At 64.0% G+C, this 15,016-nt stretch carries 15 protein-coding genes and 1 riboswitch; of the genes, 2 read left to right on the forward strand and 13 right to left on the reverse strand.

From position 1 onward, the window contains the following. Window positions 1-51: 51 nt before the first annotated feature. The 3 genes from ispA to ribB all read right to left on the reverse strand — a co-directional run bounded on the left by ispA (window position 52) and on the right by ribB (window position 1,976). A complete protein-coding gene (gene ispA / locus ACIPIJ_RS25635) occupies window positions 52-939 on the reverse strand; it encodes a (2E,6E)-farnesyl diphosphate synthase (protein ID WP_401082155.1) in 888 nt (295 codons plus the stop codon). Continuing rightward, entirely contained in the window at window positions 936-1,178 is a 243-nt protein-coding gene (locus ACIPIJ_RS25640) for an exodeoxyribonuclease VII small subunit (protein WP_401082158.1), read from the reverse strand. Before ACIPIJ_RS25640 ends, ispA begins: the two co-directional genes overlap by 4 nt. A 147-nt stretch (window positions 1,179-1,325) precedes the next feature. Further along, the gene (ribB, locus tag ACIPIJ_RS25645) at window positions 1,326-1,976 is read right to left on the reverse strand and encodes a 3,4-dihydroxy-2-butanone-4-phosphate synthase (RefSeq protein ID WP_401082161.1); all 651 of its coding nucleotides are present in this window, start codon (window positions 1,974-1,976) and stop codon (window positions 1,326-1,328) included. Window positions 1,977-2,056: 80 nt separating this feature from the next. Then, a riboswitch (FMN riboswitch) is annotated at window positions 2,057-2,198 on the reverse strand. A 139-nt stretch (window positions 2,199-2,337) separates the two neighbouring features. Between ribB and ACIPIJ_RS25650 the strand changes: the two genes are divergently transcribed. Next, a complete protein-coding gene (locus ACIPIJ_RS25650; RefSeq protein ID WP_401082164.1) occupies window positions 2,338-3,324 on the forward strand; it encodes a zeta toxin family protein in 987 nt (328 codons plus the stop codon). Between the two features lie 4 nt (window positions 3,325-3,328). Here the strand turns inward: ACIPIJ_RS25650 and ACIPIJ_RS25655 are convergent, their stop codons facing one another. The 3 genes from ACIPIJ_RS25655 to ACIPIJ_RS25665 all read right to left on the reverse strand — a co-directional run bounded on the left by ACIPIJ_RS25655 (window position 3,329) and on the right by ACIPIJ_RS25665 (window position 6,337). After that, a complete protein-coding gene (locus tag ACIPIJ_RS25655) occupies window positions 3,329-4,216 on the reverse strand; it encodes an alpha/beta hydrolase (protein ID WP_401082167.1) in 888 nt (295 codons plus the stop codon). A gap of 82 nt (window positions 4,217-4,298) precedes the next feature. After that, the gene (locus ACIPIJ_RS25660; RefSeq protein ID WP_401082170.1) at window positions 4,299-5,645 is read right to left on the reverse strand and encodes a histidine kinase sensor domain-containing protein; all 1,347 of its coding nucleotides are present in this window, start codon (window positions 5,643-5,645) and stop codon (window positions 4,299-4,301) included. After that, window positions 5,645-6,337: a response regulator transcription factor gene (locus ACIPIJ_RS25665; RefSeq protein WP_401082173.1), complete on the reverse strand. Its 693-nt coding sequence runs from the start codon at window positions 6,335-6,337 to the stop codon at window positions 5,645-5,647. The genes ACIPIJ_RS25660 and ACIPIJ_RS25665 overlap by 1 nt, the downstream gene beginning before the upstream one ends. Window positions 6,338-6,530: 193 nt before the next feature. Between ACIPIJ_RS25665 and ACIPIJ_RS25670 the strand changes: the two genes are divergently transcribed. Further along, window positions 6,531-8,705, forward strand: a complete 2,175-nt coding sequence (locus tag ACIPIJ_RS25670; protein ID WP_401082176.1) for a TonB-dependent siderophore receptor — start codon at window positions 6,531-6,533, stop codon at window positions 8,703-8,705. A gap of 343 nt (window positions 8,706-9,048) precedes the next feature. Here ACIPIJ_RS25670 and ACIPIJ_RS25675 read toward each other — a convergent pair whose 3' ends face one another. The 7 genes from ACIPIJ_RS25675 to ACIPIJ_RS25705 all read right to left on the reverse strand — a co-directional run bounded on the left by ACIPIJ_RS25675 (window position 9,049) and on the right by ACIPIJ_RS25705 (window position 14,978). Next, window positions 9,049-9,750 (reverse strand): helix-turn-helix transcriptional regulator, encoded by a 702-nt coding sequence (locus ACIPIJ_RS25675; protein ID WP_401082179.1) that lies wholly within the window; start codon window positions 9,748-9,750, stop codon window positions 9,049-9,051. Between the two features lie 172 nt (window positions 9,751-9,922). Beyond that, entirely contained in the window at window positions 9,923-10,450 is a 528-nt protein-coding gene (gene ppa / locus ACIPIJ_RS25680) for an inorganic diphosphatase (RefSeq protein ID WP_016497835.1), read from the reverse strand. 92 nt (window positions 10,451-10,542) lie between these two features. Beyond that, window positions 10,543-11,358, reverse strand: a complete 816-nt coding sequence (locus ACIPIJ_RS25685) for a zinc-dependent peptidase (RefSeq protein WP_401082182.1) — start codon at window positions 11,356-11,358, stop codon at window positions 10,543-10,545. An 8-nt stretch (window positions 11,359-11,366) separates the two neighbouring features. After that, window positions 11,367-12,014, reverse strand: coding sequence for a DedA family protein (locus tag ACIPIJ_RS25690; RefSeq protein WP_033703417.1), 648 nt, complete (start codon window positions 12,012-12,014; stop codon window positions 11,367-11,369). Window positions 12,015-12,188: 174 nt separating this feature from the next. Then, complete coding sequence (locus ACIPIJ_RS25695) at window positions 12,189-12,647, reverse strand: GNAT family N-acetyltransferase (protein WP_401082186.1); 459 nt, start codon at window positions 12,645-12,647, stop codon at window positions 12,189-12,191. Between the two features lie 109 nt (window positions 12,648-12,756). Beyond that, complete coding sequence (gene eutC, locus ACIPIJ_RS25700) at window positions 12,757-13,575, reverse strand: ethanolamine ammonia-lyase subunit EutC (protein ID WP_401082189.1); 819 nt, start codon at window positions 13,573-13,575, stop codon at window positions 12,757-12,759. Window positions 13,576-13,583: 8 nt separating this feature from the next. Then, window positions 13,584-14,978, reverse strand: coding sequence for an ethanolamine ammonia-lyase subunit EutB (locus tag ACIPIJ_RS25705; protein WP_401082192.1), 1,395 nt, complete (start codon window positions 14,976-14,978; stop codon window positions 13,584-13,586). Window positions 14,979-15,016: the final 38 nt, after the last annotated feature.

Below are 15,016 nucleotides of genomic sequence, written 5' to 3' on the forward strand. Positions count from 1 at the left end.
AAAGACTGCCCATTCAGACGGGTGTGCTGTTGGGCCGCAAAGCGGCCCCGATCAATGGCGGCGTTCGACGATGTAACGTGCCAGTGCCCGCAGCGGTTCTGCGTGTTCGCCCAGGCCTTGCACGGCATCCAGCGCCTGGTCGCGCAGTTCGTTCGCATAGGCCTTGGCCGTTTCCAGGCCAAGCAGGGCCGGGTAGGTAGGTTTGTCACGGGCTATGTCAGCGCCCTGGCGTTTGCCCAGGGTGGCGGTGTCGCTTTCCACGTCGAGGATGTCGTCCTGCACCTGGAACGCCAGGCCGATGGCCTGTGCATAAGTCTGCAAGGCGTCCAGCTGGGCCTGTTCGGCCCGGCCGCTGGCCAGGGCGCCAAGGCGCACGCTGGCTTCGATCAGCGCGCCGGTCTTGTGCCGGTGCATGAATTCCAGCGCCTGCTGGTCCAGCTTCAGGCCTACCGAGCCGAGGTCGATGGCTTGGCCGCCGACCATGCCGGCGGGGCCGGCCGCCTTGGCCAGGGCCTGGACCATGGCCAGGCGGATGCTGTCGGGCTGCGGGCTCAGGCGGGGGTCGAGCAGGGCGCTGAAGGCCAGGCTCTGCAAACCGTCGCCAGCAAGGATCGCGCAGGCTTCGTCGAAGGCTTTATGGGTGGTCGGTTGGCCGCGGCGCAGGTCGTCGTCGTCCATCGCCGGCAGGTCGTCATGCACCAGCGAATAGGCGTGGATCAGTTCCACTGCGCAGGCGGCGCCGTTGGCCTGCTCGGCCGGCGCGCCCAGCGCTTCGCAGGCGGCATAGGCGAGCAATGGGCGCACACGCTTGCCACCGTTCATCACGCTGTAGCGCATGGCAGCGTACAGCCGCTCAAGCTCTTTGGAGGGTGCGATGAACAGGGGTTCGAGAGCGGCGTCGACGCGGGCCTGGCTGCTGGCCTGGTAAGCGCTGATCATGCTTCTGGCTCCGGGTCGAAGGGCTGCGCGGCGAGCTCGCCGTCACGCTCCAGCAATATCTGAACTTTCTGCTCGGCCTGGGCCAGTGCGCCCTGGCAGTCGCGGGTCAGGGCGATGCCCTGCTCGAACGCGGCCAGCGAGTCTTCCAGCGACAACTCGCCGTTCTCCAGGCGCTCGACCAGGGCTTGCAGGTCGGCGAGGGATTGCTCGAAATCGATGGAGGCTTTTTTGCGGGCCATGGCGACGGGTCTCGGTAGCGTGTCAGAACGGCGCGACACTAGCAGAGCGGGGCGGGGGGAGCAAATTGCAGGGGCCGTTGAGGGTGGATTTGCCGGCCCATTCGCAGGTTTGAGCGAATGGGCCGCACAGCGGCCCTGTCCAACAGATCAGGCGAATGCTGCTTGCTGTTCCTCCATTGCCTCGCGGCAGCGTGCCAGCTCGGCAATGGTCAGCACTGGCAGATTGTACTGCCGCGCATACACCGCCACCTGCTCGCCCCGGGCCATGCTGCCGTCGGGGTTCATCAACTCGCACAGCACCGCTGCCGGGCGCAACCCGGCCAGGCGCGCCAGGTCCACCGAGCCTTCGGTATGGCCACGGCGGCTCAGCACGCCACCCTCGCGTGCGCGCAGCGGGAACACGTGGCCAGGGCTGACGATATGGCGTTGCTCGGCCGTCGAGCGCAGCGCCGCTTCGATGGTGGTTATCCGGTCCTGGGCCGAAACCCCGGTGCTGACGCCTTCGGCCGCTTCGATGGTGACGGTGAAACCGGTGCCGTGGCGGGCCTGGTTGTTCTGCACCATCGGCGCCAACTGCAGGGCATCGACGGTGGCTTCGTCCAGGCACAGGCAGACGATGCCGCTGCAATCGCGGATCATCATGGCCATGGTCTGCAACGACAGGTTTTCGGCGGCGGCAACGATGTCCGCTTCGTCCTCGCGGTCGTCATCGTCGAGCAGCAGCACGGGGCGGCCGGCCTGGAAGGCCGCGATGGCGGCGGACACATTGGGGAATTGCTGGTGATGCTGGGGGGACATGAAACGCTCCTCGTGATTGATCGATGAACGTCTCGGGGCGAACAAAATGCGCGCGCAAGGGCGCCCGAATGGCCCTTGCCTGACGCCTTCTTTCATCCGGACTATGACCGTCGGCTCTGGAGTCGCACCAGATCTGCTGACCCCCGGCATGGCCGGGGCGCTCGCGGGCTCATCTTTCGATTTACCGCCGGTGGGGACTTTCACCCCGCCCTGAAGACCGGGCAAGCATACCCCAGAGTGGCACCCAGCTGGCAACCCGCCGCTTTACGACTTTCGGCGCATGCACTTAGAGATATACCGCACCGCGCCTTCACCGGGCCCTAGAGTTTCGATCCTGATTTCGCCCACCCAGGAGCAACCCATGAGCACCCTTTATCCGTTTACCGACGCCGACCTCGATGAGGCTTTCGGTTCACTTGAAGCGACCCTGTTTGACAAGAAACGCGATGCCCAGGCCCCGGACAGCAACCCGAGCCCCAGCATCCTGATCGTGGCCGGGGCCCAAGGGTCCGGCAAAACTTACCTGCTGGATAACACGCTGTTGTCGAGCGGGCACTATGATCACTATGTGCGACTGTACCTGCCCATGTTCCGTGAACTGCATCCGCACTACGCGACAATGCAGGAGCATGGCACGCTACACGTGTACGAACACACCGAGTCATTCATCTGGGGCTTGTGTGGCAAAGTTTTCGCTCATGCCTTCGGCAACCGTTACAACATCATCATGGAATGCGCCCTCGATGATCCCGGCTTTGCCAGTTTCCCAGCGCAAGCCGTCGCCGCAGGTTACCGTTTCAATGTGCATCTGATCGCTTGCCAGAAGGAATTCAGCCATTGGGCGACCCTCGACCGGGGCGTAAGAAGCATCGCCGCAAATGAGATCGAGCGGTTCATGTCGTTGTCAGCCATCGAGGGGTCGCAAGCCAATGCGCGGGTTATCCTCGATGCCTTTGAAAATGCCTGCACTCAGGTTCCGAATTCCGAAATCACGCTCTATCGGCGGGGAATAGAGACAGGCATGGACAGCAAAGTGCTGTGCCACAGCCGCTGCGAAGCCGTTGACAACCTGGCGCCCCAGCCAGACTTCCAGGGGCAGCCTTTCGTTACCGCAGCGCACTTGAATCCTTCATTTCAAATCCGCCGCAGCCTTGAGGCCAACGCCCCCTGTTCCTACCCCCAGTATTCCCAGGTCGTGCATGCCGGTATGCTCGATGCGCAAACCCGTCAGCAGATGGTACGCCTGTGCTGCAAGACCCTCGACCGTGCGCAACAGGAGATGGCGCGCGTGCCGACAACCGTGTTCCGAGAGTTGAGTAGCTACGTGCTCAAGTACATCTACCCTTGAACATTCACTCGTGAGTCAGATGCTCCACGACCAGGCGCAGTGATGCTGGCAACATTGCGCCATGCCCCAACCCCTCGAACCGCTCGAAACGCACCTGCAGCCCCGGCACCTTGGCCAGGTCCGCCGCCAGCTCGCGCGCTGGCCGTTGCACATCGCCCTTCACCTCGGCACGCGGGTGCGCGGGCTCATCGCCACCGCGCATCAGCAACAACGTCGGGCGGCTATTACCCATGCGCTGCTGCAGCCCCTGCGCCTCGCGCACGATCGCCCCGTCATGCCACCACAACGACGGGCTGGCCGCTGCGTAGTGGCTGAATGCGCCAGGCCGGGTGAACAGCGCATGCAGCACGGCCAACCCACCATAGGAATGCCCCCACAGGGTCTGCTGATGCTGGTTGATCGGCGCCACGCCGGCCACCATCGGCCGCATGCGCTGGGTCAGCAGGTCCAAGAACGCATCCACACCGCCGCTGGGCTGGCCCGTCAGCGGGTCGCGCTGTTCTGAGAGGCCAGGAATGGTCGGTGTGTAGTCATAGGTACGCCCGGCACGCTCGATGCGCTGCTCGGTCTGATAACCCACCGCCACCAGCAGCGGCGCCTGGCCAGCGGCGAGTGTGTTCAACTGTGCGCTGTCCAGGGCGCCCAGCGCGGCATTGCCATCGAGCATCCACAGCACCGGATAACCTGCGGCAGGCGCTGGGCGGTCTGGCTTGCCGACCCACAGGCGGTAGTGGCGCTGGCCGTCGGCCGAGTCCAGGTCGAGGTGGCTGAAGCGGTAGGCCAAGTCCTGGCGCTGCAGCAGCGACGTGTCCATCTTCTGCTCGCGCTCGGGTTGCGCCAGGGCAACCGGTGCCATAAGGGCCAGTGCCAAGGCCAGGGTGATCTTGCTCATCAGGCGTCTCATCAGGGCGTTGCAAGGAACGCAAGGCGGGAGAGCCCAGATGATAATCAGTCCTGATTGAGCGTAAAGCGCATTAACTTTCTAAACATTCCTGGGCGGCAGGCAGCAACAGGTGCAGGCACAGGCCGGGGTGACCATTGCTGGCCCAAAGGCGGCCGCCTTGCAATTCGACCGCGCGGCGGGCGATGGCCAGCCCCAGGCCGAAGCCTGCGCCGCTGTTGGGCAAGCGTTGATAGGGCTGGAATATGCGTTCGAGCTCCGCTTGCGGTACGCCAGGGCCCTGGTCGCTCAGGCGCAGGTGCCAGCAGTCGCCCTCACGCCAGCCGTCAAGGCTGACTCGGCCTTCGGCGGGCGAATGGCGAATGGCATTGCGCATCAGGTTTTCCAGCGCCTGGGCCAGGCTGTCCAGGTGCACCTGCACCCGGCAATCGGTGCCGAGCGAACAGGGCAGGCGAGCGAGTGCCCAGCCGCTCTCGAAGCAGGCGTCCTGGCACAGCGCTTCCCACACGGACAGCATCAGCACCGGTTCGGTCGCTAGCTGTGGCTGCTCGGTGTCCATCCAGGCAAGGTCCAGGGTGTCTTCGAGCAGCTTCTGCATGTCATTCACCTCGTGCCCCAGGCGCTCACGCAACTGGGCAGGCGGCAAGTCACTGTCGTGGGCGATGCGCAGCCGCGCCAGGGGGGTGCGCAGTTCGTGGGACAGCGTGCGCAGCAGCAGGCGTTGCTGCTCAAGGCTGTGGCGCAGGCGCCCGGCCATGTGTTCGAAGGCCTGCGCCAGTTCACCCAACTCGTCGCGGCGGTCCTGCAGGGGCAGGCCGGGGTTGTCCAAGTCGTCCGCGCGCAAGGCATCGGCGCGGTCGCGCAGGCGGTTGAGCGGTGCGACCAACTGGCGATAGAGCACCAGGCCCAGCAGCAGTGCCAGCAGCGTAGGTGCGACGCCGTGGGTGATGATGTGGGTCCAGGGCGTCAGGCCCGTGGGCAGTAGGCGTTCGGGCAGTTGCAGCACCAGCCGGCCGTGTTCGGGGTGCTGCGGGAACTCGATACTGACGAACGGCAATTCGTCCTGCAGCCGCCGGCTCATCGGCCAGTCGAGTTTGCGCATGAAAGTCAGGTGGCTGGCCTCCTCGGCATTCAACGGCGTGGTGCCGAGGCTCTGCAGGTGCGGCCCGATCACGGCCGCCCAGGTGTCTTCGGCGTGTTGCAGTTGCCTGCGCAAGGCCTCGGCACCGGCCGCGCCACCTTGCTGCCAGGCTTCTTCAGCCAGCTGCGCGTAGCGCCCTAGATACGCCTGGTCGGCCTGGGACAGAAAATAGGTGCTGCGCTCAACCGACAAGCCCCAGGTCCAGATCAGCCAGGTCAGCAGCAGGCAGAAGCTTACCTGCAGTGCCGCCAGCTTCCACAGCAGGGGGTGTCGGCGCATCAGGCATGCTCCCTGTCGACCAGGATGTACCCCTGGCCGCGCACCGCCTGGATCTGCACATGCTGGGCGCCGATATCGGCCAGCTTGCGGCGCAGGTTGCACACATGCACATCGAGGCCGCGGTCCAGGCGGGTGTAAGCCCGGTGTAATACGGTCTGGTAAAGGAATGCTTTGCTCAAGGCCTCGCCAGGGTGGGCGCTGAGCGTGGCCAACAGGCGAAATTCGGAGGCTGTGAGCCCAGCAGCCTTGCCGTGGTGGACGACATCCTGGCAGCCCTGATCAAGCATCACCTGGGTTGATTCGCCCTGCCGTACAACGCCGCGGTCAAAGGCCACCCGGCGCAGCAGTGCATCGACCCGTGCGTCCAGTTCAGCCAGGCTGAAGGGTTTGGGCAGGTAATCGTCCGCCCCGCGGGTAAAGCCACTGATGCGATCCTGCTCGGCGCCCAGGGCAGACATCAGCATAACCGGCACTGCCTGCTGGCAACGCAGTTCGTCGAGCAGGCTGAGGCCATCGAGGCCCGGCAGCATGATGTCCAGCAGCACCAGATCGAAGCGATCATGCTGCACCGCGTTCAACGCCTGGGTGCCGCTGGCGCAGGCATTGACCCGGAAGCTGCGGTTGAGGAAGTGGCGCTGAAGGTCCTCACGCAGGCGTGGGTCATCTTCGACAAGCAGGAGTGAGGTGGGCATGGGGATTCTTGAATAAGAATTCGTATCAGTTGCTGATCATCCCATTGCGGGCGGGTGGAGGGCAATCGTGCCGTGCCGGCCGCATGTGTTAAGAAGGTTAATCCTGCTGCACCCCCTGTTTTCGTCCGGTATCGTTCGCAAAAAGCAATGTGTTTCGTTTGCGATTAAATATCATTTGGACGAAGGGTGTGTCATGAGCGGTTTCAAAGGTGTGGGGAGCCCGCGACGGGTTCGGGGATGGCTGGTACTGGGGTTGTTGGCGCCGTTTTCGTTGTCGGCATTGGCCGAAACGGTGGCGAATGAGACGGCTGCCGACAGCTCGCTCGACTTGCCAGCACTGACCATCGAAGGCAACCGCCTGTACGACATGTTGCCTTCGCAAGACACCGGTGGTTACAGCGTCGACGCTGCGACCGTGGGCACCAAGACCCCCGCAGCGCTCAAGGACATCCCGCAATCCATCACCGTTTATACCCAGGACTACGTCAAGGACCGCCAGTTCGTTCACCTGGATGACCTGGCCAAGTACACCGCCGGCCTGCGTACCCTGACCAACGACAGCGGCCGCTCGTCGATTTATGCCCGTGGCTACGAGTACAGTGAATTCAACATCGACGGCCTGCCGGCGCCCATGGCCAGCATCTTTGGCACCGTGCCTTCGCTGGCGGCCTTCGACCGCGTCGAGATCATGCGCGGCCCGGCGGGGTTGTTCAGCAGCACCAGCGAGTTGGGCGGCATCGTCAACATGGTGCGCAAGCGTCCGACCGCCGAGTTCCAGGGCCACGTCGAAGCCGGCTATGGCACCTGGGACACAAACCACGAAGAAATCGACCTGAGCGGCCCACTGGATGAGGCGGGCAAGGTGCGCGGGCGTTTCATCGCGTCGCGTGACGACACCAATGGTGAAGTCGACTACAACGCCAATACCAGCAACAGCTATTACGGCGCGCTGGACATCGACCTGGATGACGACACCCAGCTGTCGTTCGGGCTGATCCACGAAGTGAAGAACATCACCCCGCACAACGGCTACCCGGCCACGCTGTCGGGCGACGTACCCGACTTCAGCCATTCCCGCTTCCTCGGCGCCGACTGGAACGCCTTCGACGGCAAGACCACTGACCTGGTGGCCGAATTGACCCACCGTTTCGACAACGGCGGTTATGGCCGTATCGCCGCCCGTGGCTCGCACCGCGACACCAACTACCTGTATGCCTTCACCGCGACCAACGCCACCACCGGGGCCAACTCCGAGCGCGCCAGCGCCCGTGACTTCACCCAGGACACCTATTCGCTGGATGCCAGCTACAGCCAGCCGTTCGAAACGTTCGGCCAGGTCAGCGAATTCGTGGTCGGCACCGACTACAAGAACTACGACACCGAATACCTCAACGGCACCACGAACCTGGGGGCGATCAACGTCAACAGCTACTCGCCGACCCGGTTCGCCAAGCCGTCGCCGAACTACAGCACCGAAACCGGCATGCAGGAAGAGGAATACGGCCTGTACTCCAAAGTCACCTTCCGCCCGGTCGAGCGCCTGGCGCTGATCGCCGGTGGCCGCTTCAGCTGGTACCGCGGTGATTTCTACACCACGACCCTGAGCAGCGGCTCGACGGTCGACGACAACAAGCGTGTCGATGGCCGCTTCACGCCCTACGGTGGGCTGGTCTACGACCTGACCGACAACCATGCGCTGTACGCCAGCTATTCGCAGGTGTTCAAGCCGCAGTCAGACACCGACGGCAATGGCCGGGTGCTCAAGCCGCGTGAAGGCGAGCAGTATGAGTTCGGCCTCAAGAGCAGCTACTTCGGCGGCGATCTCAACACCCGCCTCTCGGTTTTCCGCCTGACCGACAAGAACCGCGCCAGCACCGAATACGATGCCGATGGCGTGGATACCGGTTTCTCCGTCGCCTCCGGCAAGACCCGCGTCAAGGGTGCCGAAGTGGAAGTCAGCGGCAAGCTGACGGCAAACTGGGAGCTGCTGGCGGGCTACACCTGGATGGAAACCGAAACGGTCGACGGTGACGCCGAAACCACCTTCTTCATCATGCCGCGCAACCAGGCCTCGCTGTGGAGCAAATACACCATCAGCCAAGGTCCGCTGACCGGGCTGGCCATCGGCGGTGGCGTCTCGGCGATGAGCAACTTCTACTCCGAGAACGGCGGCGTGCGCATCGACGCACCGGGCTATGCCACGGTGGATGCGATGCTCTCGTACCCGGTGACCTCGAAGCTGACGGCAACCTTGAACGTCAACAACCTGTTCGACGGGGACTACCTGTCTCGGGTGGGGTCGACCTCGACGTTCAACTTCTATGGGCCGTCGCGGAGCATGATGGTGGGGGCGCGGTACGACTTCTAGCCCTGGCTAGGGCTCGGGTTTTCTGACAGTACGCAGATCGAGCGCCGCCCGCGATGCATCGCGCGGGCGGCGCTCCGATTTCATGGGCGCTGAAAATGGCGTACCAGGCAGGCATTAAAAAGCCGGCTTGTGGCCGGCTTCTCGGGGACGGTTCCGGCTAATTTATGGTAAGCCGCAACCGCCTTAACTGTGTGGCCAGCAAGGGCCTGAAAGAGATGGCGAACGCTCGTGTGGAACGCTGCCGAGCCCTCTGGAACGCGGCTTGCGCCGGTCGGGGCTGAATGTGCCGCGTAGCATACAAGGGCCTGCACAGGATGCCCAGCAAAAAATGGCACAGAGTGTTTCAGTCGAGGCGTTGCTGGCGGAAATGCGACCAGTGGAACACCCAGCCGAGGATCTGCAGCCGCTGGGCCTGGCGCTGGGCGGCGGTGAAGCGTTCCACGGTGTAGCTGTGCCGGTCATGGTTGTGCAGGCACAGGGTGTCGTTGTGGCCAAGGCTCAGGCAATTCACCCTGAGGGTGCCATTGTGCAGCAAGGCATACGTTTCCCCGTCGATGACCTGGGTCTGGCTGAGGTCGATGGCCAGGACTGCGTCACGCGGCATCCACGGCGCCATGTTGCGGGTGGGCATGGCCACGCAGACCGCGTTGGCGGGCGCAATGCCCAGTGCCTGCAGCGCTTTTGCAGGGAGCTGCAGGCAATGGTCGTCGAGCGCGACGAGCTGGCCGTGACGCACTTCGTGATAAGGCACCTGCAGAAGCTGGGTAGCGGGGGTCGACAGCGATGTCGGCGAATCATTCGGCGTTGGCTGTACAGCGAAGTGGCGCAGGATCGAACTGGGATGTTTGGGGCCTTCGCCACTGCGTAGCCAGCGACGGTGCACGCAGAACAGGTCGGCCAGTTCGTCGAGGCGCGCCAGGGGGATGCCGCGCTTGAACCAGTTGTTGACGTGCTGGGGCGTGACACGGCGCTGGGCGGCGAAGTCGGAAGGGGTCAGGCCACACTCGTGGAGGAGGGCCTTGAGGCGGTCACCGGATGTGTTCATGCGGCCGAGTGTAGCGGCGGTGTGCCAGCCGGGATATGAACCGGGTGTTGACGCAATGTGTGTGAAAACGGCTTGGTTGTAGGGCGCAGGATTAGGACAGCGTAGGAATTCTTACTGCTTGCGGCGCGCCCACAAAAAAGCCCCGCCGAGGCGGGGCTTTGTGCAACCGGTATCAGCCCTTGTAGGCAGCGACCGATTTGGTGATCGCGGCGCGGGCAGCGTCGGCGCCGTCCCAGCCTTCGATCTTGACCCACTTGCCCTTCTCGAGGTCTTTGTAGTTCGCGAAGAAGTGCTCGATCTGCTGGATCAGCAGGGCTGGCAGGTCGGTGTATTCCTTCACGTCAACGTACAGCTGCGACAGCTTGTCGTGCGGAACCGCGATGACCTTGGCGTCGCCGCCGCCGTCGTCGGTCATGTTCAGGATGCCGACCGGGCGGGCGCGGATGACCGAGCCTGGGGCGACCGGGTACGGGGTGACGACCAGCACGTCCAGCGGATCACCGTCATCGGCCAGGGTGTTCGGGATGAAACCGTAGTTGGCCGGGTAGAACATCGGGGTAGCCATGAAACGGTCGACGAACAGGGTGTCGCTGTCCTTGTCGATTTCGTACTTGATCGGCGCGTGGTTGGCCGGGATCTCGATGGCGACGTAGATGTCGTTTGGCAGGTCTTTGCCAGCTGGAATCTTGCTGTAGCTCATTGGGCAGTGCCCCCGTGTTTGGTCAAAAAGTGGCGGCGATTATAGGCACATTCTGCCCATGCATGCCACGCCCCACCTGATGCGCGGGCGCATCAGGCGTGGCTTTCGCGGTAGTCCGGGTGTTCGGCCTGCAGCCGTGACAGGCGTGCGAGCGGGTCCTGGCGGTAGAACAGCGACAGCTGCTGGTACACCTGTGGATAAGCCTGCTGCAGTAGGTCGGGGGCGCTGAAAAAGTACTCGCTGCTGACGGCGAAGAATTCTGCCGGGTTTTCGGCCGCGTAAGGGTCGATGGCCGTCTCGGCGTCGGGGTCGGCGTCGAGCTGGCGGTTGAGGTCGTCATAGGCCTGCTGCATGGCCGTGGCCCAGGCTTGCACGTGCATGCCGCTGTGCAGCGGCGGCAAGCCATTGGCATCGCCATTGAGCATGTCGAGCTTGTGCGCCAGTTCGTGGATCACCAGGTTGTAGGCCTCCCAGCCGCCGCTGGCCAGCACCCCGGCCCAGGCCATGATCACCGGGCCTTGCTGCCACGCCTCACCGCTGTGTTCGGCATCCCACACATGCTCCACACCACTGGCGTCACGGTGGCGCTGGGGGCTCTTGAAGTCGTCGGGGTAGAGGATGATCTCGTGGAAGCCCTGGTACCAGTTGAGCTCGCCCAGGTGCAGCAGCGGCAGCTGGGCCTGGGCGGCGAGGAACAGGCGCTGCTCATCATCCAGCTCGACCCCAGGCAGGGTGGTCAGGTGTTTGTCGAGCAGGAACAGGATGCAGGCGTCGCGCAGCCAGAGGTCCTCGTCGTCGCTGATGCCGTCGAGCATCGGCAGGCGTTCGCGGACCGCCTGCCATTGCTGCGGGTCGACCGGGTAGCGCGCCAGGGTGCGCTTGCGCCGCCAGGCGCTGAAAGACCACATGCTGGCTGTCAGTGTGCCTTGGCTGTGCGGCCCAGGCGCCCGCGCAGCAGGCCGAGCACCATCGGTACCAGCGACAGGAAGATGATGCCGACCACCATCAACGACAGGTGCTGCTTGATGAATGGCACGTTGCCGAAGAAGTAGCCGAGGGTCACCAGGCCGCCGACCCACAGCAGCGAACCTGCCACGCTGAAGCCCAGGAAGCGCGGGTAGTGCATGTGGGCGATACCCGCGACGAAGGGTGCAAAGGTGCGCAGGATCGGCAGGAAGCGCGCCAGGGTCACGGTCTTGCCGCCGTGGCGCTCATAGAATTCGTGGGTGCGCTGCAGGTAGTCGCGACGGAAGATTTTCGAATTGGGGTTGTTGAACAACCGTTCGCCCGCCGTTCGCCCAATCACGTAGTTGGTGCTGTCGCCCAGGATTGCCGCAGCCATCAGCAGGCCTGCCAGCAGCACCGGGTCCATGCCACCACCGGCGGCCACGGCACCAGCGATGAACAGCAGCGAATCGCCCGGCAGGAACGGCATGACCACCAGGCCCGTTTCGCAGAAAATCACGGTGAACAGGATGGCGTAGATCCACGGGCCGTAGTTGGTGACCAGCAGGTCGAGGTAGGCATCGAGATGCAGGATAAGGTCCAGCGGGTTGAAATCCATGTACAGCACCTGTGTTCTTGACCCGCAGCTACGGGCGCGCGGACTTGCGGGAGGGTAAATTTTCACACATGTCAGGAGGGAGCATTATACGGCTATGTAGGAATCATGCCCGGGGAGTTTGTAGCGGGGGGTTACTGGCCCATCGCCGGCAAGCCGAGGATGGGCCAGTACTGATCAGTCCTGGCTGATCGGCAGGATGTAGTTCTCGAACTCGGTATCCTTGCGAAAGCCGATGGACTCATACGTCTTGCGCGCTGCCTCATTGTCGGCGCTGGTCGATACCCGCATGCGCACCGCCTGGGTGTCCTTGGCCATCTTCTTGGCCTCGCGCATCAGGTGGTCCGCGACCAGCATGCGCCGCGAATCTTCGGCCACGTAGATATCGTTGAGAATCCACACCCGCTTCAGCGACAGCGATGAGAAGCTCGGGTACAGCTGGCAGAAGCCCAGCAGCTTGGTGTCGTCGTCATCCGGCAAGGCCAGGTAGATGACCGATTCGTCACGCTTGAGACGTGTTTCGAGGAATTTGCGCGAGCTGTCCGGATAGGGCAGCTGCCCATAGAACTCACGGTATCGGACGAACAGCGGAGTGAGCAGGTCGAGGTGTTCCAGGGTTGCCTTGATGATGCGCATGTGCGGCCCTCAGAGTCCATTTGGGGAAACAGCGGAATGCCTGCAGCTTTCAAACGCATGCTGCCCCAATGCAGGCCAGGAGCGCAATCCGCCTTCCATGACAGGTTGTTTACCCTTCGCCGAGCAGGAAGTTGCCCTTCTGAGCGGGGGGGTTATCACTTTCGAGGGTATGGACCTGCGCTTCATCCTTCAGGTTTACGCCCGACAACTGTCGACGGCAGGCCTCACGCATCAGGTACAGCAGGCGATGGGCCGCCATGCCGTAGCTCAAGCCCTCCAGGCGAACGTTGGAGATGCAGTTGCGGTAGGCGTCGGTCAGGCCGACCTTCGGCGCATAGGTGAAGTACAGGCCCAAGCTGTCAGGTGAGCTCAGGCCGGGACGCTCGCCTATCAGCATGACGGTCATGCGTGCGCCGAGCAGTTGGCCGACTTCATCCGCCACAGCCACGCGGCCTTGCTCCACCAGCACCACGGGGGCGCTAGTCCAGCCATCGGCAGCGGCCTGTTCCTCGAAACGGGCCAGGAACGGCAGGGTATGGCGATGCACGGCCAGGGCGGAGAGGCCGTCGGCGACCACAATGGCCAGGTCGACGCCGCCGGGGTTGGCCTGGGCGTGCTGGCGCAGCTGTTCGGCCGAGTCATCACTCAGGCGTCGGCCCAGATCGGGGCGCTGTAGGTACTGGTGGCGGTCGCTCGCGGCGCTGTGCAGCACCAGGCTGTCGCGCCCGCGGTCCTTGAGCTGCTCCGCCAGGGTGTGGTGATCGAAGGCCAGGTGCACGGCATCACGGGCCTGGGCGTGGGCGAACTGGAAGTCCAGCTGCGCGCCGGTCGGCAGGCTGATGCCGCTGCGGCCCAGGGCGATGCGTGCCGGGGTCAGGTTGCGCAAGGCCAGCCAGGGGTTTTCGGGGGTGGGGGTGCGATGGTCCATGATCACCTCTATGCCAGCTGTGCCAACGCCTGGCGGAACGCCGGCGGCAGGTTGTCGCCGAAGCGTACGCGGCCATCGGCCTGGGTGAAGATGCCGGTGCGCTGCAGCCAGGCCTCGAACTCTGGCCCGGGCTTCAGGCCCAGGGTCTGGCGCGCATACAGCGCGTCGTGGAATGAGGTGGTCTGGTAGTTGAGCATGATGTCGTCGGAGCCGGGGATGCCCATGATGAAGTTGATCCCGGCCACGCCCAGCAGCGTCAGCAGGGTGTCCATGTCGTCCTGGTCGGCCTCGGCGTGGTTGGTGTAGCAGATGTCGCAACCCATCGGCACGCCGAGCAGCTTGCCGCAGAAATGGTCTTCAAGGCCGGCGCGGATGATCTGCTTGCCGTTGTACAGGTACTCGGGGCCGATGAAACCGACCACGGTGTTGACCAGAAACGGTTTGAAATGCCGGGCCACGGCGTAGGCGCGGGTTTCGCAAGTTTGCTGGTCGACGCCATGGTGGGCGTTGGCCGACAAGGCGCTGCCCTGGCCGGTTTCGAAATACATCAGGTTTTGCCCGAGGGTGCCGCGCTTGAGCGAGAGGCCGGCCTCGTAGCCTTCCTGCAGCACATTGAGGTTGATACCAAAACCGGCGTTGGCCGCTTCGGTGCCGGCAATCGACTGGAACACCAGGTCCAGCGGCACGCCGCGGTTGATCGCTTCGATCGAGGTGGTGACATGGGTCAGCACGCAGGCCTGGGTGGGGATGTCGTAGCGCTGAATGATGGCGTCGAGCATTTCCAGCAGGGCGCAGATCGAGGCGATGCTGTCAGTGGCCGGGTTGATGCCGATCATGGCGTCGCCGTTGCCGTACAGCAGGCCGTCGAGGATGCTGGCGGCGATCCCGGCCGGCTCGTCGGTGGGGTGATTGGGCTGCAGGCGGGTCGACAGGCGCCCCCGTAAACCCATGGTGCCGCGAAAACGGGTGACCACGCGGATCTTCTGCGCCACCAGCACCAGGTCCTGCACGCGCATGATCTTCGACACGGCGGCGGCCATTTCCGGGGTCAGGCCCGGGGCCAGGGCGCGCAGGCTGTCCTCGTTGGCGTCGTCGCTGAGCAGCCAGTCACGCAGGCCACCCACGGTCAGGTGGCTGACCGGGGCAAAGGCCTGGGCGTCGTGGGTGTCGATGATCAGCCGGGTGACTTCATCCTGCTCGTACGGGATCAGCGCTTCGGTGAGAAAGTGGCTGAGCGGGATATTGGCCAAGGCCATTTGTGCGGCGACGCGTTCGCCGTCGTTGGCGGCAGCCACGCCGGCCAGGTAATCCCCCGAGCGTGCAGGGCTGGCCTTGGCCATCACGTCCTTGAGGCTGTCGAAGCGGTAGACCAGGTGGCCTACCGTGTGTACGAAACTTGCCATACAGAATCTCCAGAGCGCCGCGGGGCCAGCCCGCGGCG

It is taken from the genome of Pseudomonas sp. NPDC087185 (genome assembly GCF_044744955.1).
Lineage (GTDB): Bacteria > Pseudomonadota > Gammaproteobacteria > Pseudomonadales > Pseudomonadaceae > Aquipseudomonas.

Coding starts and splice junctions, on each gene's coding strand:
- ribB (WP_401082161.1), bottom strand. CDS start 1,976: ATGTCCCCCCAGCATCACCAGCAATTCCCCAATGTGTCCGCCGCCATC.
- eutC (WP_401082189.1), bottom strand. CDS start 13,575: ATGGACCATCGCACCCCCACCCCCGAAAACCCCTGGCTGGCCTTGCGC.
- ppa (WP_016497835.1), bottom strand. CDS start 10,450: ATGAGCTACAGCAAGATTCCAGCTGGCAAAGACCTGCCAAACGACATC.
- ACIPIJ_RS25690 (WP_033703417.1), bottom strand. CDS start 12,014: ATGGATTTCAACCCGCTGGACCTTATCCTGCATCTCGATGCCTACCTC.
- ACIPIJ_RS25705 (WP_401082192.1), bottom strand. CDS start 14,978: ATGGCAAGTTTCGTACACACGGTAGGCCACCTGGTCTACCGCTTCGAC.
- ACIPIJ_RS25640 (WP_401082158.1), bottom strand. CDS start 1,178: ATGGCCCGCAAAAAAGCCTCCATCGATTTCGAGCAATCCCTCGCCGAC.
- ACIPIJ_RS25695 (WP_401082186.1), bottom strand. CDS start 12,647: ATGCGCATCATCAAGGCAACCCTGGAACACCTCGACCTGCTCACTCCG.
- ACIPIJ_RS25650 (WP_401082164.1), top strand. CDS start 2,338: ATGAGCACCCTTTATCCGTTTACCGACGCCGACCTCGATGAGGCTTTC.
- ACIPIJ_RS25670 (WP_401082176.1), top strand. CDS start 6,531: ATGAGCGGTTTCAAAGGTGTGGGGAGCCCGCGACGGGTTCGGGGATGG.
- ACIPIJ_RS25675 (WP_401082179.1), bottom strand. CDS start 9,750: ATGAACACATCCGGTGACCGCCTCAAGGCCCTCCTCCACGAGTGTGGC.
- ACIPIJ_RS25685 (WP_401082182.1), bottom strand. CDS start 11,358: ATGTGGTCTTTCAGCGCCTGGCGGCGCAAGCGCACCCTGGCGCGCTAC.
- ACIPIJ_RS25660 (WP_401082170.1), bottom strand. CDS start 5,645: ATGCGCCGACACCCCCTGCTGTGGAAGCTGGCGGCACTGCAGGTAAGC.
- ACIPIJ_RS25665 (WP_401082173.1), bottom strand. CDS start 6,337: ATGCCCACCTCACTCCTGCTTGTCGAAGATGACCCACGCCTGCGTGAG.
- ACIPIJ_RS25655 (WP_401082167.1), bottom strand. CDS start 4,216: ATGAGCAAGATCACCCTGGCCTTGGCACTGGCCCTTATGGCACCGGTT.
- ispA (WP_401082155.1), bottom strand. CDS start 939: ATGATCAGCGCTTACCAGGCCAGCAGCCAGGCCCGCGTCGACGCCGCT.